The following is a 24,919-nucleotide window of genomic DNA, read 5'->3' as shown; positions in this document are numbered from 1 at the left end:
ACTTTACCATGTGCTAATTGAATTTACTGTCGATTTATAGAAGTTACACAATACATAGCAACAACAAAAATAATGGCATCAAAAACGTTTTCCACCGGAGTGACAGGCGGGTATTGACTTATTGACATGTCTGATTTTCAGATATACACTATACCCCGTTGGGTATAGTGGTATTTCAAGCAAGCTTCATACCCATAACAGCATCGGGATCGAGGACTCTGTCTACCAGTTCTTCACAAATGTAGGTTAAACGAATAGTTCTTAGGCAGGGGCAAAGCCCCCCACATAGGAGGCTCTTTTACCGGCCTACTCATTTGTTCAGTTATATACCCATACACCTATATGTATATATTTGAATGACTTTGAAAGGGGGCAATGTGGTGATTGTTATACACATGACCACAGTACAGACCGTGTTTGCGATTGTATCTGGCGGATTGGTGGGTTTCACCCTTGGACTCATTGGTGGCGGTGGTTCGATTCTCGCAGTACCTCTTCTGTTATATGTTGTCGGAATTCATGACGCCCACGTAGTGATTGGTACTACGGCTCTCGCTGTGGCTGTCAACGCATTCATCAACCTCATCTCCCATTGGCGGGCGGGACACGTACGGTGGAAGGCCGCAATTTTGTTTGCGATTCCAGGAGCCATTGGGGCCGTGGGCGGATCGGTGCTCGGCAAAATGGTCGATGGGAAGGCCCTGCTGTTTCTGTTTGCAATTCTTATGCTTGTGATTGCCGTAAAGATGTTGAGAACAAAACAACAAGGTGAGCCAGACATGCGTAAACAGAATATCAAGATGGGCCGAGTCCTTGGTACGGGTGCTGCTACGGGAATAGTTTCCGGCTTCTTTGGTATCGGTGGCGGATTTCTCATTGTTCCAGGCCTAATGTTTGCAACAGGGATGATTATGATTGAGGCAATTGGAAGCTCACTGTTGTCAGTTGGTGCATTTGGTCTGACCACAGCCGTGTCGTACGCTATTTCTGGGCTTGTGGATTGGTGGGTTTTCGTCCTCTATGTGATAGGCGGTATTGTTGGAGGTGTTGGTGGCACGCTGCTATCCAGCCGTTTGGGCAAGAACAAGCGGGCGCTGCAAGTCATATTTTCCGTGATCATTATTGTGGTAGCTGCGTATATGCTGTACGACAATTTGTTGGCTTTTCATTGGTAGGATGGGTAAAAATGCAAAACTCTATTTGGATTCTCTTGTTGATTGTTGTTGTGTTCATGGTCGTGTGCCGGATGGAGCCGGCGAGAGGTGTTACGTCGATTGGTTCGAGGGAACTTCAATTACGTCTTCAGGTGAAGGGTGCTGACAGGCTGGAGTTTATCGATGTTCGTGAACCCCAGGAATACAATTCTGGGCACGTGCAAAGTTTTCGAAATATCCCCCTCGGCCGAATCCGTCGAGAGGTCGAAGCATTATCAAGAAACAAAGAAATTGTGGTGATATGCCGGATCGGTGCGAGGAGCATGCAGGCGGCAAGTGTCCTGAAGAAAAGCGGCTTCTCCAAGGTAACCAATGTCTCCGGCAGCATCATGGCTTGGCAAGGGAAAACGGTGAAATAGGAGGCGTTTTGAATGTCAATCGGGATAGAAGGTTTATGTTTGATGTATCGTGATAGTTACTGTATAGGGTATATGAATAGTCACAGCGGGGGATGACAAGGATGGAATACAATGAGCAGATGAAAAATCGGCTGAAACGGATTGAAGTTCAGGTGCGAGGCGTTCTCGGCATGATGGAGCAGGACAAGAGCCGCAAGGAAGTTGTCAGCCAGTTGACAGCAATCCGGTCTGCTGTGGATCGGGTCATCATGTTGTTGGAATAATATGGCAAAGTGTATCCGAGAAGAGGTTGCTGGCCAACAGTCTGCGGAAAAGGTCGTCAAGGAAGCCATTGATTTGTTGATGCGATTAAGATAATGAGGGGGTACAAGGATGGATTTTCACTACTCAGTTACGACGAAGAAGACAGTGGACGAAGCAGTGCAAGCGCTCGAGGTCAGTTTGCAGGTGAACAAGTTTGGAGTGCTTTGGCAACTGGATCTTCCAGCGAAATTGCAAGAAAAGGGCGTGGATTTCATCACGCCATACCGAGTGCTTGAGGTGTGTAATCCCCATGAGGCCAAAAAGGTGCTGACGCAGAACCCGCTTGTCGGATACTTTCTGCCTTGCAAGGTTGTCGTCTATCAAGCAGATGGCAATACATATATTGGGTTGCCGAAGCCGAGTATGCTGATGAACGTAATCGGCGATCCGGCACTGGCAGGCATCGCTGAAGGCGTGGAAGCCAGTCTTATCAAGGCGATCGACGAAGCCAAGTAAGAGATACTGGAGAGGTGAGTCGTCCTCGGTGGACTTCTGGGCGATGTGGTATGGCCTAGGCACGACGATGGTGCCTGTTTCCCCAAATTAATTGCCTGCGTATTTAATTTTTTGGGGAACATTCAAGATGAGGGAGGATCTTCATGGTTCGCAATCGAAAAACGTCACCGTTATTGATGACTTTGATCGTCTTGGTGGTTGTCTTACTAGCGGCCGTTCTCTTTTTTGGTGGAATGTTGTTCAATCGCTCAGGTGGACGCTTCGGCATGGGGTCGATGATGGGTGGAGGAAGTAGCGGGATGATGGGCGGCGAGATGATGAACGGCTCCAGGACTTCAAACTCACCTGCAATGAGCTACGCTCAGTTGCAACAGCTTGTGAAGAAAGGAGAAGTCGGCGCAACAATAAACAAGGCCGCGAAAACAGTGATCTACACGGGATCAAACGTCAATCTCGTTGCACTGGCTTCTCCGCACGGTGTCCCAAACATGACGTGGGAGATCGAAGGACTCGTAAATCCGACGATCACGATCCCGGTAGGTGCGAGGATTCATGTGACATTGGTGAATCCAGATTGGGGATACGTGCACGGATTCGAGGTTACAACCACGCCGCCTCCGTACTCTCAAATGCCGATGATGTCGATCAATAATGACTTTTTGCTACCGCCATTATCTCAGCGCACGACTCAATCGCTCAACACAGCAAAATTCTATTCAAGGGATGGACAGTTAAATTTGCAAAAGGGTTCCTATTACTACCTATGCCCGGTTCCCGGTCATGCACAGCAGGGGATGTATGGTGTGTTGAAAATTTCTTAATTGGAGGGTTCGTATATGTCCCATTTCCTTTAATGATGATGTTCTGTTTCCACCGCAGCGCAAAGTTCCGAATTGTCATGAGGATGTTTTCCATCTTCCGTTTGAATCGTCACATGACCGATATTCATATGGACCATGCGATGCTCCAAGTCTCGTAGAATGTTTTGACTGTCTCGGATAGACGTACTGCCATCCAGCACAATATGACACGACATGGCGTTTTTTCCGCTCGTAATACCCCATACGTGCACATCATGTACATCGTGAACACCTGCAACTGATTTGATTTCTTGAATGACTTTCGGCAAATCCATTCCCATTGGCGTACCTTCCATGAGAATCCCGACTGTTTGCTTTACAATTCTCCACGCTCCTGAGGCAATTAGCAAAGCAATCAGGACACTCAAAATAGGATCGATGACATACCACTTCGTCACCATGTGTTTGTCAATCTAAAAGCTGACCAGGCTGCATATGGTCAACTTTTATGTTAGCGAAAACATTGTTCACTATTATTGGTCGGACTTTCGGAGGTCGGTTGAAACGATACCTCGGAGAGTGGTCGGAGAAGTTGGCGGGCATTGTGCTTGGGCTACTTGGGATATGGATACTCATTGATGCGATCCGTCATATAGCTTAGAGGAGTCCGCATGTGGTCTCCATATTTTTTTGCTGAAGGTGAACCGATTTTGTGTTTGTGCCGTCTTTGTAGTTGGGTTACTGCAATGGGGGGTGACAAAGTGTCCAACGTGAGCGCAACGATGGCGAGATTTGGGGTCTTTAATTTTCGGAACGGTGGGCAAAAAATAGTCGTAAATTTATTGGCATTCTAATTACTGTTTTCACGGTCTTAGCTGTTTCGTCGTTTTTATATTTTGATCGGCTGAATGCGATGTCTCATATCATTCGTTCTTGGGGCGTTCTTGGAGTGGTTTTGGCCGTTGTATTGATGGCAGGAATATGTATGACCCCTGTTCCTTCCGAAGGGTTGCTCGTCATGTACTTCAAAGTGTTTGGAGTTGTTTACGGTGGGCTGTATTCTTGGTCGGGGGCGATGTTGGGTTCTGTATTTACATTTATGTTAGCCCGCTACTTTATCTCCCCGATTCTTCGTACGCGCCTACCTGTTGATCGCTTCGAACGAATCGAACGGTGGATCGCCAAACGAGGTGCGGTCGGGTTACTGTTCGTGCGGTTACTACCTGTCCCGGCTTTTGTGCAAAGCTTATGATAGGTACAGTGACAAGCATTTCATTCTGGCGTTATTTCTGGACTGGTTCTGTGGCGATTCTACCCTACTACATTGGGGCTGCTTCGCTGTTCCTTGGAGCCTATTCAAAGATGGGTGATTGGATTGCTGTTGGCGCGATTGTCATGTTCGGTCTATGGATAGCTGGATATTTGTTGAAGCGACAGGGGTGATCCCCGATTGGATGATGTTGATATTCATCTAGTGCGCCGTGCGAAACGCGGTGAAATAGATGCCTTTGAAACGATTGTTCGTAATTATCAAGACTTCGTGTACCGCACAGCATACGGTGTGACACAGCACCATTCTGATGCAAAAGATGTTGCACAAGAAACCTTCGTAAAGGTGTTCTTGTCCGTTAAAAACCTTAAAGAGGAAAGGACGTTTCCGACATGGATTGCCCGTATCACTGCTCGAACTGCATTAGATTGGATCGAAAAGCATCGGCACATTCCGCAATCAAATGTTGCTCTAGAGAGATTAGCATCAAACAAGAATGAATCACAGGCTGCCGACGCACGAATTGATTTACAACGGGGGATGAATTCCCTGTCCCCAGAACACAGAATGGTACTCGTATTACGTGATATACAGGGATTTGAGTACGAAGACATTTCAAACATACTGGAAATCCCTATCGGGACAGTTCGATCTCGAATTCACAATGCGCGTTTGCAGTTACGTCGTGAACTTCTAAGCTCGGAGGGAGGTTAAACTGATGCAGTGCAAAGAGGTGAACGTACTCCTATCTGCCTATATGGACTCAGAACTATCACCTATCGAAAAAGTGCAAGTGGAGTCACACATATTGGTATGTCCATCTTGTCAAACGATGTTGAGCGATCTAGAGAGCATGGGAAGCTCTTTGAAACAGACACACGCTTCTGTTTTTGCTCCAGATGACATGTTGACGGAGGTTATGGGTCAACTGGTTTCGACGAAACAGAATGCCCAAGTTGGTCGCGTGGCTACAGTATTTGGGGTGATTTTGGGTATCACGTGTTTCATGGGCCTGGTTCTGGTTCTCTCCCCGGCAGGAATTATGTTCTGGCCAATTCTTCATCTGATTTTGTCTGTCGTTCGTGGGATTTATGGTCTTCGCAATTCGATTGGATTCGTCTGGACACTTTCGGGGCTGTTCGTTGCATTTGGGTTCAGCTTCATATGGTTGAGGCTTATGGGTCGAATACTCAGACATTCACGAAGTGAGGCAACGATATGAAGCATTTTCGAACATGCTTTGCGATCATCGCCATTCTCTGGGTATTTTTCTTAACTACGCCTACAGCTTTGGCCGATACGTCAGGTAGTATCCTGTCTACAAAACCAGTTGCGGTACAACGAAGCGAAGTGATTGAAGATGTGGTAGTCGTTGGGAATAATGCTGAAGTCTCAGGAGATGTGTACGAAGTACTGATCGTTGTGAATGGTAACGTGCATCTCAAGTCCACTGCCAGAGTGGGTGTTCTTGTGGATTTGGGGGGAACGATTCAGAAAGAGCCCGGAGCGCACGTCAACGCTGAGTATACTGTATCCTCTCGCTTTCAATTTTGGAACAGCGTCCTGCTCGGTGCTGGCATGGTTCTCATGGTTTGGGCCGTGCGCGTCGTACTTAGTGTTGCTTTGCTCCTGATTCCCGTACTTCTTGCCTTTGTGCTGAGGAAATGGATTGAACGGCCCACGAACATCATCGTAGAATCTGTCAGGCAATCTGGGTTGGTTGGATTTTTGGCGAGTGTGGGTGTCATAGTTGTGTCTGGGGCTTTGGCTGTCACCATTATCGGTATTCCGGTTAGTGCGGTTATTCTTGGGTGTTACGCCGTAGTCGGTGTAGTCGGATGGTCTGCGGTTTGCCTATGGCTGGGGGAGATTGTTTCGCGTGCCTTTAACCAAGGTGGACGAGCGAAGTGGTTCCAATGCTCCATAGGCGCAACGATTCTCATGGCATTTGTGAATGTGCCAATTGTCGGACCTATCTTTTTGTTCCTTCTTTGGATGGTCGGCGTAGGTGGCATCACCATATGGATGTGGCAATGGTTTCAGAACCGACAAAGAAACAAGCCGCGAACCCGGTGAGGTTTGCGGCTTGTTTTACTACATCGACGCAGCGTTCGTGGGGTTTTTCGTTTTCGGTTTGAATCCGCACAGCTTCATTCCAAATGTAGTGAGTGGATAAATAAACCTTGAGAATCTCCACATAATACGACCAGAGAACGTACCCACGACGAACCCTGCGATAACATCGGTAGGCCAGTGCACACCGACATAAACGCGGGCGAACATGACGATGACTGCCAGCGTGGTGAATGTCCAACTGATCCATTTTTGGTTCGTTCCCCATGAAGCCGCCGCAAATCCGAAGCTACCAGAGGTGTGGTCACTTGGAAAAGAGGCATCAGGGCCATGCGGAATCAGTTGTGTAAATGACCCTTTTGGCAATACTGTGAACGGTCTGGGACGAAACCAGACATGAGAGATGACAACGTTAATGAGTAGAGCCAAAATACCTGAAAGTCCGGCTACGATCAGGGCGTGCCTGTGTTTGATGTTTGATTTAGGTAGGGAAAACCAAGCGATCAAAAAGAGTACGGCATAGAGTTCGAGTGCGTCTTTGGCAAAAAACTTCATAATTACATCTAGCAGATGATTGTGGCCTGCCAGCCCATTGATTGCATGATACACAGTGACATCGAATGCGTTCATGTTTTCACTCCTACTCATGATGTTTTTATGGGTCTGTACCCGACGCTCGGTACAGACGCCCGGATGGGCAGAAAAGTTCACTTGGACTTTCAGTGAACTTTTTTATTTTCATATCCGTCTTTGCGTGCAAGTTTGCTCTGAGGGGAGAATCCATTTTGCATATTCAACTTTTGATCCATCACTACGGATATTTCGGCGTGTTCTTTATCCTATTGCTCGAAATGATTGGAATTCCGTTCCCTGCTGAAACGACACTCACCATATCTGGGATCGAATGGACTCAGGGAGCGTTCAAGCTGGTTCCGCTACTCATCGCGGCTACAGTTGGCAATGCCATTGGATCAGTCGTCGCCTATTGGATAGGCCGACTTCTGGGCAGACCTGTCATAGTACGGTGGGGCAGATATGTAGGCATCACGGGAGAACGGCTTGATAAAGCCAATGTAATATTCCAAAAGTATCAGGCCACGGTAGTACTGTTCTCAAAGTTCATCGCAGGAATCCGCGTCCTGGTGCCTTACCTTGCGGGAATCAACAAGATGTCGTTCGGGCTGTTCACGATGTACACGACTGTGAGTGCAGTTGTCTGGTCAGCGGCTTTCGTCATCCTTGGACGATACATAGGCATCGAGTGGTCACGGTATCATCAGGTGCTACATCAGTACCTTGTGCCGGGTATTATTGTTCTGGCGGTTCTCGTTGCAATTTGGTTCACGATGAAGGTTCGAGGGAAGCGAAGGGGTAGGGCATAATACGGTTGCAAAATCTTTAGGCAACCCAACACCCCTCCCACGCGCCATTTCACGCAGGCATCACTTTTTGTGTTTTTTTTAAGGCGTTCTGAGGCGTTTGAGGCCGTTCTGGAACAATGGTATCGAAATTGCATATAAAAATCGAAGACAGGCCATTCTGAGCGTCCCGCCTTCACAATGTGATGGGATATTGTTCCTCCTCCTGTGTGAAATAGTCGCGGGGATCGAGTGGATCGTCGTCATAGCGATTCCCAGGTGGCACATTAAACTCCCTCAAAGCATCATGCCCCGCGTCTTCGGCGATTCCCAGACCGCAGGCACAGATGACCGCAGAACCGCTGACTTCGATTTCCATGTGACCGACTTGGCTGCCTGTTTTCCATTCGACTGTACGATTACATTTTGAACATTGAATGATGAACATTGGGGGGATTCCTCATTTCCCGTTAGAATGTCCCCGGTGCGTTCCTGTCGCACTGCAATTTGACTGGGCGAGGCCGTCGAGTGCTGTGGGAATCCCCGTGGGAATCTTTTTGGGAATCTGAGCAGTTGGATGTGGTTTCGTTCGATGGAGTTAGATTCCTATAGAATCCTTTTGTGGCGCGGATTCTTTGGGTCTACATTCCGTTCGATGGAGCCAGTTGGATGGGGTTATATCGGTCTGCAAAACCTCTGCTATATAGGAGCCTACGGATATTTCTGTCCTGCTAGATCATTTTGCACTTGCGGGTAGATATCCCATTGTCAGTGTATACTGAAGGAAAATGAATCCAGAGGTGAAAAGCGTATGACTAATAATTCGCAAGACCCTAAATTCACCAACCGCCTCATCCACGAGAAATCTCCATATCTGCTTCAACACGCACACAACCCGGTCGACTGGTACCCATGGTGCGATGAAGCGTTCCGCATCGCCCGAAGGTTCAATCGTCCCATTCTTTTGTCCATAGGCTACTCGTAGCCCTGCGGGGCTACGAGTGGCAATATACGGTAATGGAGTAATATATGGACCTGTCACTGGTGTCACGTCATGGAAAGAGAATCGTTTGAGGATGAAGCGGTGGCTGAAATTTTGAATCGCGAGTTTGTGTGTATCAAGGTGGATCGCGAAGAGCGACCGGATATTGATCAAGTGTACATGAGTGTTTGCCAGGCGATGACAGGGCAGGGGGGGTGGCCCCTGACGATTGTGATGGACAGCGCGCAAAGGCCTTTTTTCGCGGGAACCTATTTTCCAAAGGTGTCAGCCTATGGGCGGGCGGGGCTTCTAGAGTTGTTACCGCGTTTGGCGCAGGTGTTTCGGAGTGAGCCTGACAATGTTGAGCGGGTCGCATCGCAAATTTCGGCTGCCCTAAAGCGTGCGGAGCAGGAAGAAAAGCCCGCGCGTGGCGCCGTGCCAGATCGCTCACTTCTTGAGAGCGCTGTTTTGATCTATAAAAAGAATTTTGATGAGAGGTACGGCGGTTTTTCGGATGCGCCAAAGTTTCCATCACCCCACAACATGGTGTTTTTGTTGAATCATGCTGCGCTTACGGGAGATGAGGATGCGCGAAAGATGGCGCTTCACACGCTTCGGGCCATGGCGTATGGCGGAATCTGGGACGTGGTCGGATACGGATTCTCGCGATATTCAACAGACCGCGCGTGGCTCGTTCCACATTTTGAGAAGATGTTGTACGACAATGCGCTCCTTCTTCAGGCGTATACACTTGCATTTCAGATGACGCGGGATCCGTTTTACCAGTCGATTGCAGAGAAGATTGTCATCTATGTGCTGCGGGATTTGGGCGCGCCGGATGGTGGTTTCTACTGTGCAGAGGATGCCGATTCAGAGGGGGAAGAAGGCAAGTTTTATGTGTGGCGTGCCGCTGAGTTGCGCGAATGGCTAGACGCAAAAGACGTTGATGAATTCATGAAAGCGTTTGGCGCGTCAGAAGCAGGCAACTTTGAGGGGGCCAACATCCTTCACACGCCACACTCATTTTGGGATGAACCGATGGAAGAGCGTGAAAAGCGGTTTTCATCGAGTTTAACCCGCTTGTTTGAGATTCGAGAGAAACGTGTGCGCCCACATCGTGACGACAAAATTTTGACTTCGTGGAATGCACTCATGATCGGCGCCTTGGCGTATGCAGGGCGCGTGTTCAAGCGTGATGATTTCATCGCGCGAGCACAGCGTGCGAGCGACTGGATCGAGACGCACATGGTGCGTGAAGACGGTCGACTCTTGGCGAGATATCGTGACGGTGAAGCGCGCTACCTTGCGTATCAAGAGGACTATGCGTATCTCGCATGGGCCAAGCTGCAACTCTATGATGCGACGTACGATCCAGATCATATGGCGCGAGCGGTCGCGTGGACGGACGAGATGGTCAGACTGTTTTGGGATGATCAACGCTCAGGCTTTTTCTTTTATGGAAGCGACGGGGAATCCTTGCTTGCGCGCCCAAAAGAGGTTTACGATGGGGCACTTCCATCAGGCAATTCAGTTGCGGCGTACGTTCTCGCGCGCCTGCGCGCCATGTTGGGCCAAGAGCGGCATCGCGAATGGTGCGACCGTCAGATCGCCGCTTTTTATCGCGATGTAAAAGCGCATCCCGTCGGATATGCCCAGTTTCTGCAGGCGCTTCAATGGCTCCTCTATCCGACGAGCGAAGTGGTGATCGCAATTCCAGAGAAGACGCAGGACGCGTCACCATTTCTCGTGGCGCTCACCGATCACGTTCATCCTTTGCGATCGGTACTTGTTGTAAGCGAGCAAACCCGTTCCTTGATTCAATCGCTTGCACCATATACGATCGATCATGTGCCACGAGAAGGCAAGGTGACCGCATACGTCTGTGAATCGTTTGCGTGCAAGGCGCCTGTCACGAATGTCAACGATTTTGTCAGGCAACTTTCCATGAGCGAGTCTTGAAAACGCGTGCTTTTGACCTGCATGGATGTCACTTGAAAAAGCGATGATCAAGTTTTGATTTGTTGAAGAGTTGCTCAAAGCTCGTCTCATCATCTTGCGGCGAAAAAAGGGAAGCGAAATCCTCTTCCTCTGTCGCTGCAGAAGATGAGGCTGCTTTATTTTTTTTGCGGACCTGTGCGTTTTTTTCGTTTCGTCGCTCAGGCAGCGGAGCGTTTTTCTCGCCTTTTGCCTTGACCTGCTCCTTTAAGCGCAAAAGTGCATCCCGCTGTTCGCTGCCCAAGCGCTGCCCGAGCGTCTCCGGCTCTACACTGGACGCGCTTCGTTGAGGTGCGTTTAAGCGTTTCTTTTTTGCAGTGTGCCAAGATGCATCGCGATCCTCATCTTGTTCACTACGCATGGGTTCGCGCACGATCTTGCGCCTGCGGCTCGGACCGTGGTGGACATCTTCGCGTTCGCGGGTGATGTATCCCATCTTGGTCAGTTCATCAAGCAAGACATCGGGGGCGGGTGTCACGATAAATATTTCTTGTACAGCAGTTGTCGTCTTTGCCAAAAGTTTCAGACCTTGGTCAGTGAAATACTGAAACGTAAGCGTCTCCTGATAGCTTTTCGACGGTGCGATCGTGCCTGTCAAGATGGATTCCACTTCATCAAGCGTAGCGATTTGACGAAGTGTTTTCCCGAAATCGCCAATGATCGTGTGTAAAATTTTTACCTTGCCATCGCGTCTTCGGTGATCTGCCATGCTGAACGCCTCCTCTCTCGAAATAACGGCGTAGCCGATTAATTTTTCCGTAGACGGCGACGTGCGAACGCCATGGTACCGTCTCTTAAAAAAGAGGACCTCGCAGTCGAGGCCCCCGTGACACGCGTGATTTAAAGCTTTGCGAGGACGCTGCGAACACCGTCGGCAGACTTGTGAAGCGCGCTTCGCTCTGCCTCGGAGAGTTCAATCTCGACAATTTTTTCTACACCGTCTTTGCCAAGCATGACGGGTACGCCAAGAAAGAGATCGGTGACGCCGTACTGTCCAGTGACATAAGCCGAACAAGGGAGAATGCGCTTTTGATCTTTGAGAATGGATTCAATCATCTGCACGATCGATGCGCCAGGTGCATAGTACGCGCTGCCCGTTTTGAGAAAGTTGACAATTTCGGCGCCGCCTTGTCGCGCGCGCAAGACGAGTTTTTCAATCGTCGCTTGGTCAAGCAGTGTTTCGATCGGGATTCCGCTGACGTAGGAGTAGCGTGGAAGTGGAACCATGTCATCGCCGTGTCCGCCTAGCACGAACGCCGTGACATCTTTCACGCTAACGCCAAGTTCCATCGCGATGAACGTGCGAAAGCGCGCAGAGTCAAGCACGCCGCCAAGACCAATGATTCGTTCGGGAGCAAACCCGCTTTCGCGAAACGCGACTTGCGCCATGACATCCGAGGGATTTGTCACGAGAACCAATTTTGCGTTCGGTGAGCGCGGCGCGACTTCTTTTATCACGGAGCGAATCACTTTCACGTTGGTATCCATCAAATCATCGCGGCTCATGCCAGGTTTTCGCGCTATGCCTGCGGTGATGACGATGACATCCGAATCGGCGGTCGCATCATAGTCATTGGTTCCTGTGATGGTAGCATCAAAACCGAGAACTGGCGAAGATTCCATCATATCAAGCGCCTTGCCTTGCGGAATTCCCTCTACAATATCGGTGACAACAATGTCGCCAAGCTCACGCATGGACGCATACTGCGCTACGGTTGCCCCCACATTTCCTGAACCAACGACAGTGATCTTTGCCCGTTTCATGGATACACACTCCTTAATATGCATTTCCATTCCTTACTAGAGTAACGAACGGGAAGGGTGAAGCGCAACTGTTTCATAAAATATAATTGTGTTGTTATGGAACGGGATGTTTTGTAAATCACCCGCAGATGTGTCCGCGATCTGTGTTATAATTTGCCCGTAGATTGGGATGGCAACTCCCTGTGAGGTGCAACTATGGATCGTGAACCAAAGGCGTCAAAGGAACGCAAGTCAGAGTTTAAGACGCCGTCTGGCATATCTCTTAAACAAGTGTACACAGAGGCGGATGTCGCATCTTTCTCGGATGACAGGTTGGGACTTCCCGGCGTGTATCCGTTTACACGCGGTGTTCAGTCAACGATGTATCGCGGTCGGTTGTGGACGATGAGGCAGTACGCCGGTTTTGGATCGGCACGCCAGACCAATGAACGGTTTCACTATCTTCTTGATCAAGGTCAAACCGGGCTGTCAACCGCTTTTGATCTCCCGACACAGATCGGATATGATGCCGATCACCCTTTTTCTAAAGGAGAAGTCGGCAAGGTTGGCGTTTCGATCTCTTCGCTTCTCGATATGGAAACGCTTTTTGAAGGAATACCGCTTGATCGCGTAAGCACATCAATGACGATCAATGCGCCTGCGGCGGTGCTGCTCGCGATGTATATCGCGGTGGGAAAAAAACAGGGTGTCGAACCTCAAAAGCTGTCAGGAACGATTCAAAACGATATTCTTAAAGAGTACGTGGCAAGAGGGACATACATCTATCCACCTGGGCCATCGATGCGCTTGATTACAGATATTTTTTCGTATTGTGCAAGACATGTTCCGAATTTCAACACGATCAGCATCAGTGGCTATCACATGCGCGAAGCAGGCTCGACTGCGGTGCAGGAGATTGCGTTTACGCTTTCAAACGCATGCGCTTACGTCGACGCGGCACTCAAGGCGGATCTTCTTATTGATGATTTTGCGCCCCGTCTTTCTTTCTTTTTTAATGCGCACAACAATTTTCTTGAAGAGATCGCTAAGTTTCGCGCGGCAAGGCGAATGTGGGCCCGCATCATGCGCGAATCGTATGGCGCCAAAAACCCCAAGTCGTGGCAGATGCGGTTTCACACGCAAACGGGCGGATCGACACTCACAGCGCAGCAACCTGACAACAATATCGTGCGTGTCACCATTCAGGCGCTCGCGGCAGTACTTGGCGGGACGCAGAGTCTTCATACAAATTCGCGCGATGAAGCACTCGCGTTGCCGACGGAGACGTCTGCGCGCATCGCGCTGCGCACGCAGCAGATCATTGCCCATGAGAGCGGGGTTGCCGACACGGTCGACCCGTTTGCCGGATCGTACGCGATCGAAGCGTTGACAGATCAATTGGAACAAGAGGCGCGCGCGTATATGGATGAAATTGCGCGAATGGGTGGCGCAGTCCGCGCGATCGAAGAAGGATTCATGCAGCGCGAGATTCATCAGGCAGCTTATGAAACCCAGTTGCGCATTGAGCGCGGCGAAGAGATAGTCGTTGGCGTCAACGCATTTACACTGGAAAACGAAACAGAGCCAGAGCTTTTGCGCATTAGCGATGAACTTGAACAGTCCGCGTGCGCGCAACTCGCAGAGCTAAAAAAACGCCGCGACGAATCCCAGGTGAGAGCAGCCTTAAAGCGTGTGACGGATGCGGCGCGCTCGTCGGACAACCTGATGGAACCGATAATTGAAGCGGTTGAACACTATGCGACACTCGGCGAAGTGTGCGACGCCATGCGTTCCGTGTTCGGCGAGTATCAAGGAACGCAATAATGCGCGCATTCAGCGTGCAAATGGTAAAGGAAGTGGATTGCGATGCGTCCAGTACGCGTGCTTGTCGCAAAACCGGGGCTTGATGGACACGACCGCGGCGCACTGATTGTCGCACAAGGGTTGCGCGACGCGGGGATGGAAGTGATTTATACAGGACTGCGGCAGACGGTTGACCAGATTGTCGCGACGGCGCTTGACGAGGATGTGGATTGCATCGGACTCTCTTCACTCTCCGGCGCCCACATGGCGCTGTTTCCGGCCGTCACGGCGGCTTTGCGCGCGCGGGGCGCGAGTGACATTCTCGTCGTCGGTGGCGGCGTCATTCCAAGTGAGGATATTGCCGCGTTAAAAGAAGAGGGGATTGCAGCCGTCTTTACGCCAGGAAGTTCCATTTCCGAGATGGCTGACTTCATACGCGCGCACGTCTCAACGCGCAGCGTGCGCTTTGCAGCAGAACCGGAGATGCCCGAAGCGATCGATCACATTGGGATCGCGGTGCACCGTCTTACAGATGGCTACGCACTCTACTGCGAGCAACTCGGGATGCGCCTGATTGAGGAGGAGGATGTGCCGAGTGCAGGCGTGCGCGTCGCGTTTCTTGACGCGGGAAACACGCACCTTGAACTGCTCGAACCGCTGGGAGAGCGTTCGCCTATTGCCGCATTTCTTGAAAAGCGTGGGCCGGGCATTCACCACATCGCGTATCGTGTGGACGATGTCGACAACTGGCTTGTGCGCATGAAAACGGCTGGCTACCCACTGCTTGATGAGAAAAAAAGGCCGGGCGCAGGGAACAAGTGGGTGGGGTTTGTTCACCCCAAAAAAGCGCTGGGTGTTCTCATGGAATTTTGTGAATCACGGACTGAGGTGTGACAGTGGAGCGCAAACTGACCGAATTGGATGACCGCAAGCGACGGATTGAGCGCGGTGGCGGGGACCGCCGCATCCTGGCACAGCATGAGAAGGGAAAATACACGGCGCGCGAGCGGATTGACATGCTGCTTGACAAAGGGACGTTTGTCGAGATTGGCGCGTTTATCGAACACCGTGGGCAACACTTTGGCATGGATCAAGTCGACGCACCAGCAGAAGGTGTCGTCACAGGGTGGGGCAGAATCGATGGTCGTGTCGTCTATGTCTTTGCACAAGATTTTACGGTATTTGGGGGCGCGCTCGGCGAGATGCACGGTCAAAAAATTGCTCGCTTGATGGATCTTGCGGCGCGCAACGGTGCGCCTGTCATCGGGCTGAATGACTCGGGTGGCGCGCGGATCCAAGAGGGCGTGGTGTCGCTGGATGGCTATGGCCACGTTTTTTATCGCAATGCGATTTACAGCGGCGTGATTCCGCAGATCTCTGTGATCATGGGCCCCTGTGCGGGCGGTGCCGTGTACAGTCCGGCCATCACCGACTTCATTTTTATGGTTGAGCAGACCAGTCAAATGTTTATTACGGGTCCAAAGGTCATCGAGGCGGTCACTGGCGAATCCATTTCCTCCGAGGATCTCGGAGGCGCGCTTGTTCACGCGTCAACCTCCGGTGTGTCTCACTTTAGCTGCGCATCTGAAGAAGACGCGCTGGCGGGCGTGCGCCGGTTGCTCACCTATCTACCTCAGAATCATACTGTAAAACCGCCTGCGCGAGAACCTGATCCTCGGCGCGAGCCTGATGAGCGCATGTTAACGCTTGTGCCTGAGGATGGCGCGAAAGTCTATGACGTGCTGCGCGTCATCCGCTGTATCGTCGATCATGAGGAATTTCTTGAAGTTATGCCGGGGTTTGCGCGAAATGCCGTGGTCGGGTTTGCCCATCTCGATGGGAAGTCGGTGGGCATCATCGCCAATCAGCCGAAATTCCGCGCGGGCGGTCTTGACATCGATTCCTCTGATAAGATCGCGCGCTTCATTCGTTTTTGTGATTCTTTTCAAATTCCGATTATCACGTTTGAAGATGTGACAGGGTTTATCCCAGGTGTATCTCAAGAACATCGCGGTATCATCCGGCATGGCGCGAAGATTCTCTACGCGTATTCGGAGGCTACCGTCCCCAAAATCACAGTCATCCTGCGCAAAGCGTACGGTGGGGCATACGTCGCGCTAAACTCTAAAGCGATCGGCGCTGATCTCGTGCTCGCCTGGCCCACTGCGGAGGTGGCTGTCATGGGTTCGGAAGGGGCGGCGAACATCATCTTTGCGCGCGAGATCGCGTCGAGTCCCAATCCACAAGAGACGCGCGCCAAAAAGGTCGCTGAGTACAAAGAGAAATTTGCAAATCCGTATATTGCGGCGGAAGCCGGCATGATCGATGACGTTATCGATCCGCGCGAGACGAGAAATCGATTGATTGATGCGCTTCAATCCATGGAGCATAAGACGGATGTGCGTCCAGCGAAAAAACACGGGAATATTCCACTGTAGAGGGAGAGGTCTTTTCTGTGAAAGCAAAACTGGAAGTGGATCAAGAGGCGCTGATTGCTGATTTTATGACGCTTGTCTCGATTGGCAGTCTCTCGCGAGAAGAGGCAAATGTGGCGGCGTACATTCGCGGAGTCGTAGAAGAACTCGGCTGCACGGTAGAAGAAGACGACGCGATGGATGCCGTAAACGGGACGTCTGGCAATCTGATCGTGCGCGTTGCGGGGGATGATTCACTGCCAGTTGTTCTACTCATGGCGCATATGGATACGGTGGCTCCGGGAAACGGCGTGACTCCGATCCGGCATGATGACCGCATCACGAGCGATGGCAAGACAATTCTTGGTGCGGATGACAAGGCGGGGGTGGCAAGCATTCTGCACGCGCTTCGCGTGTTACGGCGCACTAAGGAAAAACATCCACCGCTTGAGATTGTTTTTACCGTGTGTGAAGAGGTGGGACTGCTTGGCGCAAAAGCGCTTGATCGAAACCGCTTGAAAGCGAAGTATGGATTTTGCCTTGACTCCGGTGGATCGCTCGGTTTTGTCGTCGCCGAAGGGCCTGCTCAGGCCAAGCTCCATGCGCGTGTCTATGGCAAAGCGGCGCATGCCGGTGTTGCGCCGGAAAAAGGGATCAGCGCCATCGTCGTTGCGGCAGAGGCAATCGCTGCGATGCCGCTTGGACGAGTCGATGCGCGAACGACGGCAAATGTCGGTAAAATTCAGGGTGGGCATGCAACCAATATCGTGTGTGATTTTGTCGAGTTTTTTGCAGAGGCGCGCAGTCTCGATGCAGAGCGCTTGAACGTGCAGCAAGCAGCCATGAGTTCGGCACTTCACGATGCGGCTTTGAAATACGGAGTGCGCGTGGATGCGCAGTGGACCGCCAGCTACCCTGCACTGCACTTGCCCGAGACATCCTTCTTGCGAACGATCATCACAAATGCGATGAAAAAACTTGATCTCACGCCTACCTTTGGACCAACTGGCGGTGGAAGTGACGCGAATGTCGTCGCGGGAAAAGGAATTCCGATTGCTAACCTTGCAGTCGGCTATCAACAGATTCACACGCTAGAGGAATGGATCGCACTGCGCGATCTGACGTTGGCATCTGAACTCGTTCTTGAAATCATCCGCGAAAGCGCGAATCACAAAAGTGTGAATCACAGTTGACTCAAATGAATATTAAATGCTCACCCGCGCATAGGAGGCGGCACTTTTCCCCACCCTATGTGCGGGGTGAGCGGATTGGCAAATCTTCGCGATAAAATGAGTCTGCAGCACAGGTTTGCTTCACAAAAAATCCAGGCGCACGAGACGGTGGAGCGACCTATCTTGACACAACACACTGGGCGCGTGACTGGTGTAAGTGTCACAGGGCTTGTTCTGATCGGGATCGGCGGTATTGTCGGTGCAGGCTATTTTCTCGGTGTTGGCATGGCCGTTTCTGAAGCAGGCCCATCCATCTTGCTTGGCTTCGTGTTAGGCGCGCTTCTCATGTCGCAAGTTGTCGGCGCGATCACATCGCTCTCTGTGAACCATCCTGTAGAAGGTTCTTTTCGAACCTACGCCGAAGAAATGCTTGGCCCCTTCATCGGTTATATGCAAGGCTGGCTTTACTGGTTGTCAAGCGTGTTGACGATCGGTAGTGAAGCGATCGCCATGGCTGTCTTTGCGCGCATGTGGTTTCCTGCCATGCCCATTTGGAGTCTATCCCTTCTCTTTATCTTGCTTGTACTTTTATTAAACGCGTTTGGCGTAAATGTCTTCGCAAAGTTAGAGAGCGCCCTTGCAGGTGTAAAGCTTGTCGCGCTCATCGCCTTTATCGCCATCGCCACTTTTCTGTTGCTGCAGCCGCACACCTTGCACCAAGCGTGGATCCATCTCCTGTCACGCGGATGGTTCCCGCACGGCGTCCTGGGTATGTTTCAGTCGATGCTTATCGTGATTTTTGCATACGCCGGCATTGGCGTTGTGGCGACGGCCATCACACAGTTAAGGCACGCCGAAGACGCTGGCCGCGCAAGTGGATTGATCGTCTTTGGCTTAGCCGCACTCTACATCCTATCGCTTCTTGCGCTTTTGCTCATGCTCCCGTGGTGGCAGATCAGCACACAAACAGGTCCCTTTACGCTCGCACTGCGTTTCCACCACCTTTTTGGCGTCGCTAATTTGATGAATGGCGTTGTGCTCATTGCAGCCTTTACTGTGATGGGGGGGACACTTTTTTCTGCCGTCTTGATTTTATCAAGCATGGCTAAAGCGATGCAGGCACCGCACTTCTTGAAAAAAAGGCCAGAGCGATTTGGTGGATTGCCAGCGCTTATGGTTTCTGTGGCAGGGGTTGTACTGTCTATCCTCATCAGTTTCAAACTTCCCGCAAGCATCTACAATGACCTGATCAGCGCATCCTCATTCTTCACGTTCTTTAACTGGGTGATCATCCTCTTCTCGTGGATGAGATATAAACGCATGCATCGCGACGATGTTCACGATCAGTCTGCCTTCTTGCGCTTTGGTGGGGTGACACTCTGGGCGACGATTGTCGTCATTATCGCGTTGGCCGGATTCGCACTAACAAATGTGGATCAAAGAATGGGAGCGATGGCGGCAGCGATGTTGTTTGCGCTTGTCGCAGTTTTTTACCCATTGGTTCGCAAGAGAACGAACGTTTACATGGATCGGAGTTGAAAGGAATGTCCATCAAACTGCCCGCGGCGATGGAGGTCAACCAAGAACGTCTGGTTTCATTATTTTTAGAGTTGATAAACATTGACAGTCCTTCGGGTTTTGAACGCGCGATTGCCGATGTGCTCAAAAATAAACTCGAAGAGCGCGGATTTCAGGTGCGTGAAGATGACGCGGCCGTTAAACTGGCGCGTGAGTCACCAGCGAAAAGATTGCCAAAAGGAACTGCGGGAAATCTGATCGCCACGCGAAAAGGTACTACGGATGCACCTCATCTGTTATTCATGGCGCATATGGATACGGTCGTATCCAATAAAGGTGTTCATGCCATTCGTGAGCACGGCGTAATAAAGACGGATGAAAAAACAATTTTAGGCGCAGATGACAAGGCAGGGATTGCGGGTATCCTGGAAGCATTCTCGATCGTTCAAGAAAAAAATCTCCCGCATGGAGATGTCACGGTGGTCTTTTCAATTTGTGAAGAGTTGGGACTCTATGGCGCAAAGTACCTTGATGTTGAATCGCTTCATGTCGATTTTGGTTATGTTTTGGATAGCGGTGGACCACCGGAAAAAGTGATTGGCGCGGCCCCTTATGAAGTGGACTATCGAATCACGGTGCATGGCAAAGCGGCGCACAGCGGCGTAAATCCGGAGGATGGGATCAATGCGCTCGCCGCTGCCTGCTCAGCCGTTTCTCAAATCAAACAAGGAAGAATGGATGAGCACAGCACGCGCAATATTGGAGTTTTTCGCGCTGGCGAAACCACGAACACCGTGTGCGATCGCGCGCATCTCGAAGGTGAGGCGCGCAGTCTTGATAAAAAGGAAGTTGATGCGCTCGTCGCTGAAGTGCGTCAGGCGTTTGAGCGCGCCTGTTCAACCTTTCACGCGACATTTGAGATGGAGGTCGAAGAGGCGTATTCAGGGTTTCAACTCGCTGAAAATGACGACGTCGTAAAACACGCCTTTAAAGCATTGAAAACAATGGGTCTCACACCCGAATTGGCTGAGCGTGGTGGAGGCAGCGACACAAACGTGCTCAATGGGCGGGGAATTCCCGCCGTCAACCTAGGCGTTGGCGCATCGCGCGATCACACGGTCTATGAATCGGTGCACGAGGCGCATCTCGTCGCTGCTGCACAAATGGTCTGTGCGATTTTAGCGAGTGTCCTTGATGCGGAATGAGACACAATTTTTGCTTGGCATTCCGTCTTGCAACACATGAACCAGACGGGCGTCACGCGGGTGAGTGTGTGTGAGTTTCTCTAGAAGCATCAGCACATCACGCGATTTTCCTGAACAGACCCACTTGTCTCTGTGATAAACTGTTTTCACAAACATCCCCCCAACTCATGGCTATGCATGAAATGGGAAGATGATGATGGGAGATCGACCACGTGAGCGAATTTCACGAAACGCTCCTTCGCACAGAACGTGTGTTTCAGGGTAGAATGATCGCGCTTGACCAGGATCTCGTGCGCCTGCCAAACGGTAGGGAATCCACGCGAGAAGTCGTGCGCCACCCTGGCGCCGTATGTATCCTGCTTCAAGATGGATTGGGGCGCCTCTGTCTGGTACGCCAGTACCGCCACCCCGTAGGGAAAGAACTGTATGAACTGCCTGCAGGCAAACTCGATCGCGGAGAAGATCCACAGTCTGCTGCAGCGCGCGAACTCTATGAAGAGACAGGGCGCTTGGCGACAGTGATTCGTCACGCTCTGACGTTTTTTACAACACCTGGATTTACCGATGAAGTGATGCACCTGTACGTGGCTGAATGTGATGACACGCGCGAAAAAACGGGTGAGTTGCACTTGGATGACGATGAGTTTCTTGCCGTAACTTATCATACCCGAAATGAGGTGCAGGCGATGCTCGCGCGCGGTGCGCTGGTGGATGCCAAAACGCTCATCGGTGTCTTGCTCTGGCTGGGAGGGAACATGGATCTTGTCTCATCAGGCGCTTGAGGAATTGACACCTTCATCATTTATTGTCGATTTTCATGTTCACATTGGTTTTGCTGACGGAAAACCAGTTAAAATCTCTGCTGGAAAGACGATGACTCTAGAGGCCGTGCTTGAAGGGGCTATTCAAAAGGGGATCGACTTGGTTGGCATCATCGATGGTGTCACAGCGCCTGTCCGCGCGGTGTGGGAGGAACTCCTTGCGCGCGGCGATCTTGTTTATCTTAGCGGTGGAGGGTATCGCTATCGAGACGCGGTGACCATCGTTCCTGGCGCAGAAATTGAATTGCGTGGACCGCGCGGCGGGGCGGCGCATTTCGGACTTTTTGTAGGAAGCTTGATGCAGCCTCATCACTTTATGCAGAACTTTCGCGATACCAAACCAACCCAGATCTGAGTTCGCAACGCCTCAACGCCGATTTTGAAATGGTGGCAGACTGGCTTGACGAACGAAGCGGGATCGTCATCGTAAATCACGCGTTCACGCCGCACAAAGGTTTGTATGGGTCGTGTGTGACGCACGCTGACGAGATGATCGATCTATCACGCGCAGCGGCGCTTGAACTCGGATTGTCTGCAGATACAGAAATGGCTGATTGTGTTTCAGAACTTGCTGCAACGACTTTTGTCACAAACAGTGATGCGCATTCAACGCCAAAGTTGGCGCGTGAGTACCACGTCGCGACCATGATCTTTCCGGATTTTGAAAACTACAAGCGAGTGCTGCGACGAGATGGACTCTTTCAGATTACAGAGAATGTGGGTCTATGGCCGACGCTCGGGAAGTACCATCGCTCGTTTTGTCTCACATGCGGAGCGGTTGCAACCATCGATCAGTCTGTGTGTTCGTCATGTGGCAACAAAAAATTTACGCGCGGTGTTCATGAGCGACTGCTTGAGGTCGCTGATCAAAATCCATCGATATCTCCCGTCCATCGACCGCCTTATCGCCACCACATTCCACTTGACATGATTCCTGGCATCGGGAAAAAAACGCGTGAACGCCTGCTATCATGTTTCGCGAGTGAGTTGTCGATGATGCGAAAAGCGACAGTAGACGAATTGGTCGATTGCGTTGGCCCCATGCTCGCCAAACGAATTGATCTTGCCCGTCACGGACAACTTGGTATGGGGATCGGGGCAGGCGGTGTGTATGGCAGAGTCCATGCATAATAATCGAAGGTGTTAAACATTCATTATGAAACGCTCAAGGGTCAAAACGAAATTTGTGTGATGGGTCGTACGAAATTGGCATGGTGACATACCCTCTAAAAGGGGGAGTGAGACCGTGTCATTTCAGCAGAGAAGAGCCGGATTTCGACCGCGCATGACGCTTCAGCCGGTAATGCAGCGCGCACTGCGCGTCACCCTGTTTTTTACCGTGCTCGAAGCGGTTGGCATCATTCTAGGCGCGATTCTTTCGTTTTTTTACCCGAATGTCGGCCAGTCCATGGTTTGGCTGACACCGCACCACACATCGTATCGCTCGCTTGTTCTGCGTGATGCGCTCTTTAGCGAATCATTGATTCTCCTCTTGTGGGCGGCAGGACAGAATGTGCTCGCTCCGTTCCTAGTGAGCCTGCTTCTCTTTTTGCGAGGCATTTCGCTTGGTTTGGCTTTGGCGCTTACAGTGTCCATGTATGGCGGTCGCGGTGTTCGCATGGATTTGCTTGATGTCCTCCCATGGAATATACTTTCAAGTGGTGCCTATGTCCTTGCCGGAACGGCTGCATATCTTCTATCCCGCTATGTATTTTCAGCTAAAGCTGGCCGTATGCAGATGCGTATTTTTCTGCTGTACTGTATGGTTGACCTCTTTGCGGGAGCTGTCGTACTCTCAGCCGCTCTCCTCCAGGTTGTCCTTGATTTGCGTACAGGATAAAAGCCCTCGAGCTTGGATGCTGACGAATGAAGCGATCCAAAGACTCGTCACCTGAGGAGGTGTACCGTGCCAGAAAGTCGTCATTTCACGGTGATCAACGAACCTTTTGTATGTATCGTTTGTCACACACAGGTGGCGCCGCTTCGGACAGGCTGTCGCAATCACTGTCCTGTGTGCCTGCACAGCGTGCACGTCGATCGATTTCCAGGTGACCGTCAGTCTGATTGCGGTGGACTGCTTGTTCCCAAAGAGATTGTACAGGATGGCAAAAAAGGATTCATGATTGTGCATCGCTGTAAATCGTGTGGTGAAATACGCACCAATAAGGCGGCGCTTGATGATCCGGAGCAACCTGATCAGATGGATGCCATTCTTGAAGTGATGAAAAATCGGTCGCTTCACATACGCGGTCGAAGAGGATAAGGGAGGAAACTCAGGTGATTATTGGTGTTCCAAAAGAAGTAAAAGATAACGAAAATCGCGTTGCCATGACTCCGGGTGGCGCGCGCAGTTTTATCGCGGCAGGACATCGCGTCATCGTTCAAGCAGACGCAGGAAAAGGCAGCGGTTTCTCTGATGAGGATTATCAAAAAGCTGGCGCCTCCATTTTCAGTGACGTAAGCGAGGTTTGGTCGCAAGCAGATATGGTGATGAAAGTTAAAGAACCGATCCTTTCTGAATACGCTTACTTTCGTGACGGATTGATCCTGTTCACGTATCTGCACTTGGCTCCAGAACCAGAACTTACCAAAGCATTACAGGCGTCTGGTGTTATCGCCATTGCGTATGAGACGATTCAACTCGCTGATCGTTCGCTTCCTTTATTGACACCGATGAGCGAAGTGGCGGGGCGAATGGCCATTCAAATTGGAGCTCAGTTCTTGGAGCGCCAAAACGGTGGGAAAGGCATTTTGCTCGGAGGCGTTCCGGGTGTTCTTCCTGGAAATGTCGTAATCATCGGCGGAGGCATTGTTGGCACAAACGCTGCAAAGATGGCACTTGGTACAGGTGCAAACGTGACCATTGTCGATGTCAACCCAGATCGGTTGCGCGCATTGGATGATCTCTTTGCGGGACGTGTTCACACGCTGATGTCTAACGAATACAACATTGAACAAGCAGTATCACAGGCGGACCTGCTTGTTGGCGCAGTGCTGATTCCTGGTTCTCGCGCGCCAAAACTCGTAAAAGAAGAAATGGTCAAAAACATGACACCGGGCAGTGTTATCGTGGACGTTGCGATCGATCAGGGCGGATCAATCGAGACGATCGATCGTGTGACGACACACAGCCACCCGACGTATGAAAAATACGGCGTCGTGCACTACGCTGTTGCGAACATGCCAGGTGCCGTTCCGCGCACTTCGACCTTGGCACTGACAAACGTTACGATGCCCTATGCGCTTCGTCTTGCCAATTACGGATTCCATCAGGCCATTCTTGAGAACGAGGCGCTCGCGCGAGGTGTGAATGTATATGCAGGCCATGTCACCTATGAGGCCGTTGCGACAGGGCTTGGTATCGCATACACTCCGCTCGCTTCTGCACTGGCGAAATAATTCGTGACATGCGTGTCAAAGCGTGAGTGCTAGT

General features: G+C 51.0%; 26 protein-coding genes and 2 pseudogenes. 23 read left to right on the top strand and 5 right to left on the bottom strand.

Translation table 11 applies throughout. From position 1 onward, the window contains the following. Positions 1 to 395 precede the first annotated feature (395 nt). From ATW55_RS08650 to ATW55_RS08630, 5 genes and pseudogenes are all read left to right on the top strand, one after another. Positions 396 to 1,175: a sulfite exporter TauE/SafE family protein gene (locus ATW55_RS08650; protein WP_067715811.1), complete on the top strand. Its 780-nt coding sequence runs from the start codon at positions 396 to 398 to the stop codon at positions 1,173 to 1,175. Between the two features lie 11 nt (positions 1,176 to 1,186). Next, entirely contained in the window at positions 1,187 to 1,573 is a 387-nt protein-coding gene (locus ATW55_RS08645; RefSeq protein WP_067715704.1) for a rhodanese-like domain-containing protein, read from the top strand. A gap of 101 nt (positions 1,574 to 1,674) precedes the next feature. Next, positions 1,675 to 1,930 (top strand): annotated as a pseudogene (locus ATW55_RS08640) (metal-sensing transcriptional repressor). Positions 1,931 to 1,945: 15 nt separating this feature from the next. Further along, positions 1,946 to 2,332 (top strand): DUF302 domain-containing protein, encoded by a 387-nt coding sequence (locus ATW55_RS08635; RefSeq protein ID WP_067715701.1) that lies wholly within the window; start codon positions 1,946 to 1,948, stop codon positions 2,330 to 2,332. 143 nt (positions 2,333 to 2,475) lie between these two features. Continuing rightward, entirely contained in the window at positions 2,476 to 3,153 is a 678-nt protein-coding gene (locus tag ATW55_RS08630) for a sulfocyanin-like copper-binding protein (protein WP_067715697.1), read from the top strand. Positions 3,154 to 3,182: 29 nt separating this feature from the next. Here the strand turns inward: ATW55_RS08630 and ATW55_RS08625 are convergent, their stop codons facing one another. Beyond that, positions 3,183 to 3,593, bottom strand: coding sequence for a cation diffusion facilitator family transporter (locus ATW55_RS08625; protein WP_067715693.1), 411 nt, complete (start codon positions 3,591 to 3,593; stop codon positions 3,183 to 3,185). Positions 3,594 to 4,117: 524 nt separating this feature from the next. Here ATW55_RS08625 and ATW55_RS08620 point away from each other — a divergent pair. The 4 genes from ATW55_RS08620 to ATW55_RS08605 all read left to right on the top strand — a co-directional run bounded on the left by ATW55_RS08620 (position 4,118) and on the right by ATW55_RS08605 (position 6,478). Next, on the top strand, positions 4,118 to 4,384 hold the full coding sequence (locus ATW55_RS08620; RefSeq protein ID WP_160327201.1) for a VTT domain-containing protein: 267 nt from the start codon (positions 4,118 to 4,120) through the stop codon (positions 4,382 to 4,384). 198 nt (positions 4,385 to 4,582) lie between these two features. Then, positions 4,583 to 5,116 carry an RNA polymerase sigma factor gene (locus tag ATW55_RS08615; RefSeq protein WP_067715686.1) on the top strand — a complete coding sequence of 178 codons (534 nt, stop codon included), beginning with the start codon at positions 4,583 to 4,585 and terminating at the stop codon, positions 5,114 to 5,116. Between the two features lie 4 nt (positions 5,117 to 5,120). After that, positions 5,121 to 5,624 carry an anti-sigma factor family protein gene (locus ATW55_RS17210; RefSeq protein ID WP_067715684.1) on the top strand — a complete coding sequence of 168 codons (504 nt, stop codon included), beginning with the start codon at positions 5,121 to 5,123 and terminating at the stop codon, positions 5,622 to 5,624. Beyond that, positions 5,621 to 6,478 (top strand): hypothetical protein, encoded by an 858-nt coding sequence (locus ATW55_RS08605; RefSeq protein WP_067715679.1) that lies wholly within the window; start codon positions 5,621 to 5,623, stop codon positions 6,476 to 6,478. Before ATW55_RS17210 ends, ATW55_RS08605 begins: the two co-directional genes overlap by 4 nt. Before the next feature lie 18 nt (positions 6,479 to 6,496). On the opposite strand, the gene ATW55_RS08600 is transcribed toward ATW55_RS08605, so the two are convergent. Continuing rightward, entirely contained in the window at positions 6,497 to 7,105 is a 609-nt protein-coding gene (locus tag ATW55_RS08600) for an undecaprenyl-diphosphatase (RefSeq protein WP_067715676.1), read from the bottom strand. A 155-nt stretch (positions 7,106 to 7,260) separates the two neighbouring features. Between ATW55_RS08600 and ATW55_RS08595 the strand changes: the two genes are divergently transcribed. Beyond that, positions 7,261 to 7,857: a DedA family protein gene (locus ATW55_RS08595; protein ID WP_067715671.1), complete on the top strand. Its 597-nt coding sequence runs from the start codon at positions 7,261 to 7,263 to the stop codon at positions 7,855 to 7,857. Between the two features lie 172 nt (positions 7,858 to 8,029). On the opposite strand, the gene ATW55_RS08590 is transcribed toward ATW55_RS08595, so the two are convergent. Beyond that, complete coding sequence (locus ATW55_RS08590) at positions 8,030 to 8,281, bottom strand: hypothetical protein (RefSeq protein WP_067715667.1); 252 nt, start codon at positions 8,279 to 8,281, stop codon at positions 8,030 to 8,032. Positions 8,282 to 8,644: 363 nt separating this feature from the next. On the opposite strand from ATW55_RS08590, the pseudogene ATW55_RS08585 reads away from it, so the two are divergent. Continuing rightward, positions 8,645 to 10,774 (top strand): annotated as a pseudogene (locus ATW55_RS08585) (thioredoxin domain-containing protein). A 28-nt stretch (positions 10,775 to 10,802) separates the two neighbouring features. Here ATW55_RS08585 and ATW55_RS08580 read toward each other — a convergent pair. Together ATW55_RS08580 and mdh are read right to left on the bottom strand one after the other, a co-directional pair. Further along, positions 10,803 to 11,519, bottom strand: coding sequence for a DUF2103 domain-containing protein (locus ATW55_RS08580; RefSeq protein ID WP_067715660.1), 717 nt, complete (start codon positions 11,517 to 11,519; stop codon positions 10,803 to 10,805). Positions 11,520 to 11,650: 131 nt separating this feature from the next. After that, a complete protein-coding gene (gene mdh, locus ATW55_RS08575) occupies positions 11,651 to 12,574 on the bottom strand; it encodes a malate dehydrogenase (protein WP_067715657.1) in 924 nt (307 codons plus the stop codon). Between the two features lie 195 nt (positions 12,575 to 12,769). Here mdh and ATW55_RS08570 point away from each other — a divergent pair, with 195 nt between their 5' ends. The 12 genes from ATW55_RS08570 to ald all read left to right on the top strand — a co-directional run bounded on the left by ATW55_RS08570 (position 12,770) and on the right by ald (position 24,885). After that, on the top strand, positions 12,770 to 14,377 hold the full coding sequence (locus ATW55_RS08570; protein WP_067715653.1) for an acyl-CoA mutase large subunit family protein: 1,608 nt from the start codon (positions 12,770 to 12,772) through the stop codon (positions 14,375 to 14,377). Between the two features lie 42 nt (positions 14,378 to 14,419). Next, positions 14,420 to 15,250 (top strand): methylmalonyl-CoA epimerase, encoded by an 831-nt coding sequence (mce, locus tag ATW55_RS08565; protein WP_067715649.1) that lies wholly within the window; start codon positions 14,420 to 14,422, stop codon positions 15,248 to 15,250. Then, complete coding sequence (locus tag ATW55_RS08560) at positions 15,247 to 16,794, top strand: acyl-CoA carboxylase subunit beta (RefSeq protein ID WP_067715644.1); 1,548 nt, start codon at positions 15,247 to 15,249, stop codon at positions 16,792 to 16,794. The genes mce and ATW55_RS08560 overlap by 4 nt, the downstream gene beginning before the upstream one ends. A gap of 17 nt (positions 16,795 to 16,811) precedes the next feature. Beyond that, a complete protein-coding gene (locus ATW55_RS08555) occupies positions 16,812 to 17,963 on the top strand; it encodes a M20/M25/M40 family metallo-hydrolase (RefSeq protein WP_067715639.1) in 1,152 nt (383 codons plus the stop codon). A 75-nt stretch (positions 17,964 to 18,038) separates the two neighbouring features. Then, on the top strand, positions 18,039 to 19,481 hold the full coding sequence (locus ATW55_RS08550; RefSeq protein ID WP_160327200.1) for an amino acid permease: 1,443 nt from the start codon (positions 18,039 to 18,041) through the stop codon (positions 19,479 to 19,481). Between the two features lie 5 nt (positions 19,482 to 19,486). Further along, on the top strand, positions 19,487 to 20,665 hold the full coding sequence (locus ATW55_RS08545) for a M20/M25/M40 family metallo-hydrolase (protein WP_067715633.1): 1,179 nt from the start codon (positions 19,487 to 19,489) through the stop codon (positions 20,663 to 20,665). Positions 20,666 to 20,877: 212 nt separating this feature from the next. Beyond that, positions 20,878 to 21,447 carry an NUDIX hydrolase gene (locus tag ATW55_RS08540; RefSeq protein ID WP_235587064.1) on the top strand — a complete coding sequence of 190 codons (570 nt, stop codon included), beginning with the start codon at positions 20,878 to 20,880 and terminating at the stop codon, positions 21,445 to 21,447. Further along, complete coding sequence (locus ATW55_RS08535) at positions 21,428 to 21,841, top strand: hypothetical protein (RefSeq protein ID WP_067715630.1); 414 nt, start codon at positions 21,428 to 21,430, stop codon at positions 21,839 to 21,841. Before ATW55_RS08540 ends, ATW55_RS08535 begins: the two co-directional genes overlap by 20 nt. Before the next feature lie 32 nt (positions 21,842 to 21,873). Next, entirely contained in the window at positions 21,874 to 22,617 is a 744-nt protein-coding gene (locus ATW55_RS08530) for an endonuclease Q family protein (RefSeq protein ID WP_153005075.1), read from the top strand. A 115-nt stretch (positions 22,618 to 22,732) separates the two neighbouring features. After that, the gene (locus ATW55_RS08525) at positions 22,733 to 23,326 is read left to right on the top strand and encodes a hypothetical protein (RefSeq protein WP_067715622.1); all 594 of its coding nucleotides are present in this window, start codon (positions 22,733 to 22,735) and stop codon (positions 23,324 to 23,326) included. A 66-nt stretch (positions 23,327 to 23,392) separates the two neighbouring features. Continuing rightward, positions 23,393 to 23,749, top strand: coding sequence for an RNHCP domain-containing protein (locus ATW55_RS08520; protein ID WP_067715618.1), 357 nt, complete (start codon positions 23,393 to 23,395; stop codon positions 23,747 to 23,749). A 14-nt stretch (positions 23,750 to 23,763) separates the two neighbouring features. Continuing rightward, positions 23,764 to 24,885: an alanine dehydrogenase gene (gene ald, locus ATW55_RS08515; protein ID WP_067715615.1), complete on the top strand. Its 1,122-nt coding sequence runs from the start codon at positions 23,764 to 23,766 to the stop codon at positions 24,883 to 24,885. Positions 24,886 to 24,919: the final 34 nt, after the last annotated feature.

It is taken from the genome of Ferroacidibacillus organovorans (assembly GCF_001516615.1).
Taxonomy (GTDB): Bacteria; Bacillota; Bacilli; order Alicyclobacillales; family SLC66; genus Ferroacidibacillus; species Ferroacidibacillus ferrooxidans_B.
The sequence above is the reverse complement of the archived record's forward strand: the minus strand, read 5'-3'. Positions and strand labels throughout refer to the sequence as shown.

Excerpts from the sequence above, each read along its gene's own strand:
- ATW55_RS08650 (WP_067715811.1), top strand. The coding sequence starts at position 396 with ATGACCACAGTACAGACCGTGTTTGCGATTGTATCTGGCGGATTGGTG.
- ATW55_RS08645 (WP_067715704.1), top strand. The coding sequence starts at position 1,187 with ATGCAAAACTCTATTTGGATTCTCTTGTTGATTGTTGTTGTGTTCATG.
- ATW55_RS08635 (WP_067715701.1), top strand. The coding sequence starts at position 1,946 with ATGGATTTTCACTACTCAGTTACGACGAAGAAGACAGTGGACGAAGCA.
- ATW55_RS08630 (WP_067715697.1), top strand. The coding sequence starts at position 2,476 with ATGGTTCGCAATCGAAAAACGTCACCGTTATTGATGACTTTGATCGTC.
- ATW55_RS08625 (WP_067715693.1), bottom strand. The coding sequence starts at position 3,593 with ATGGTGACGAAGTGGTATGTCATCGATCCTATTTTGAGTGTCCTGATT.
- ATW55_RS08620 (WP_160327201.1), top strand. The coding sequence starts at position 4,118 with ATGACCCCTGTTCCTTCCGAAGGGTTGCTCGTCATGTACTTCAAAGTG.
- ATW55_RS17210 (WP_067715684.1), top strand. The coding sequence starts at position 5,121 with ATGCAGTGCAAAGAGGTGAACGTACTCCTATCTGCCTATATGGACTCA.
- ATW55_RS08605 (WP_067715679.1), top strand. The coding sequence starts at position 5,621 with ATGAAGCATTTTCGAACATGCTTTGCGATCATCGCCATTCTCTGGGTA.
- ATW55_RS08600 (WP_067715676.1), bottom strand. The coding sequence starts at position 7,105 with ATGAACGCATTCGATGTCACTGTGTATCATGCAATCAATGGGCTGGCA.
- ATW55_RS08590 (WP_067715667.1), bottom strand. The coding sequence starts at position 8,281 with ATGTTCATCATTCAATGTTCAAAATGTAATCGTACAGTCGAATGGAAA.
- ATW55_RS08580 (WP_067715660.1), bottom strand. The coding sequence starts at position 11,519 with ATGGCAGATCACCGAAGACGCGATGGCAAGGTAAAAATTTTACACACG.
- mdh (WP_067715657.1), bottom strand. The coding sequence starts at position 12,574 with ATGAAACGGGCAAAGATCACTGTCGTTGGTTCAGGAAATGTGGGGGCA.
- ATW55_RS08570 (WP_067715653.1), top strand. The coding sequence starts at position 12,770 with ATGGATCGTGAACCAAAGGCGTCAAAGGAACGCAAGTCAGAGTTTAAG.
- mce (WP_067715649.1), top strand. The coding sequence starts at position 14,420 with ATGCGTCCAGTACGCGTGCTTGTCGCAAAACCGGGGCTTGATGGACAC.
- ATW55_RS08545 (WP_067715633.1), top strand. The coding sequence starts at position 19,487 with ATGTCCATCAAACTGCCCGCGGCGATGGAGGTCAACCAAGAACGTCTG.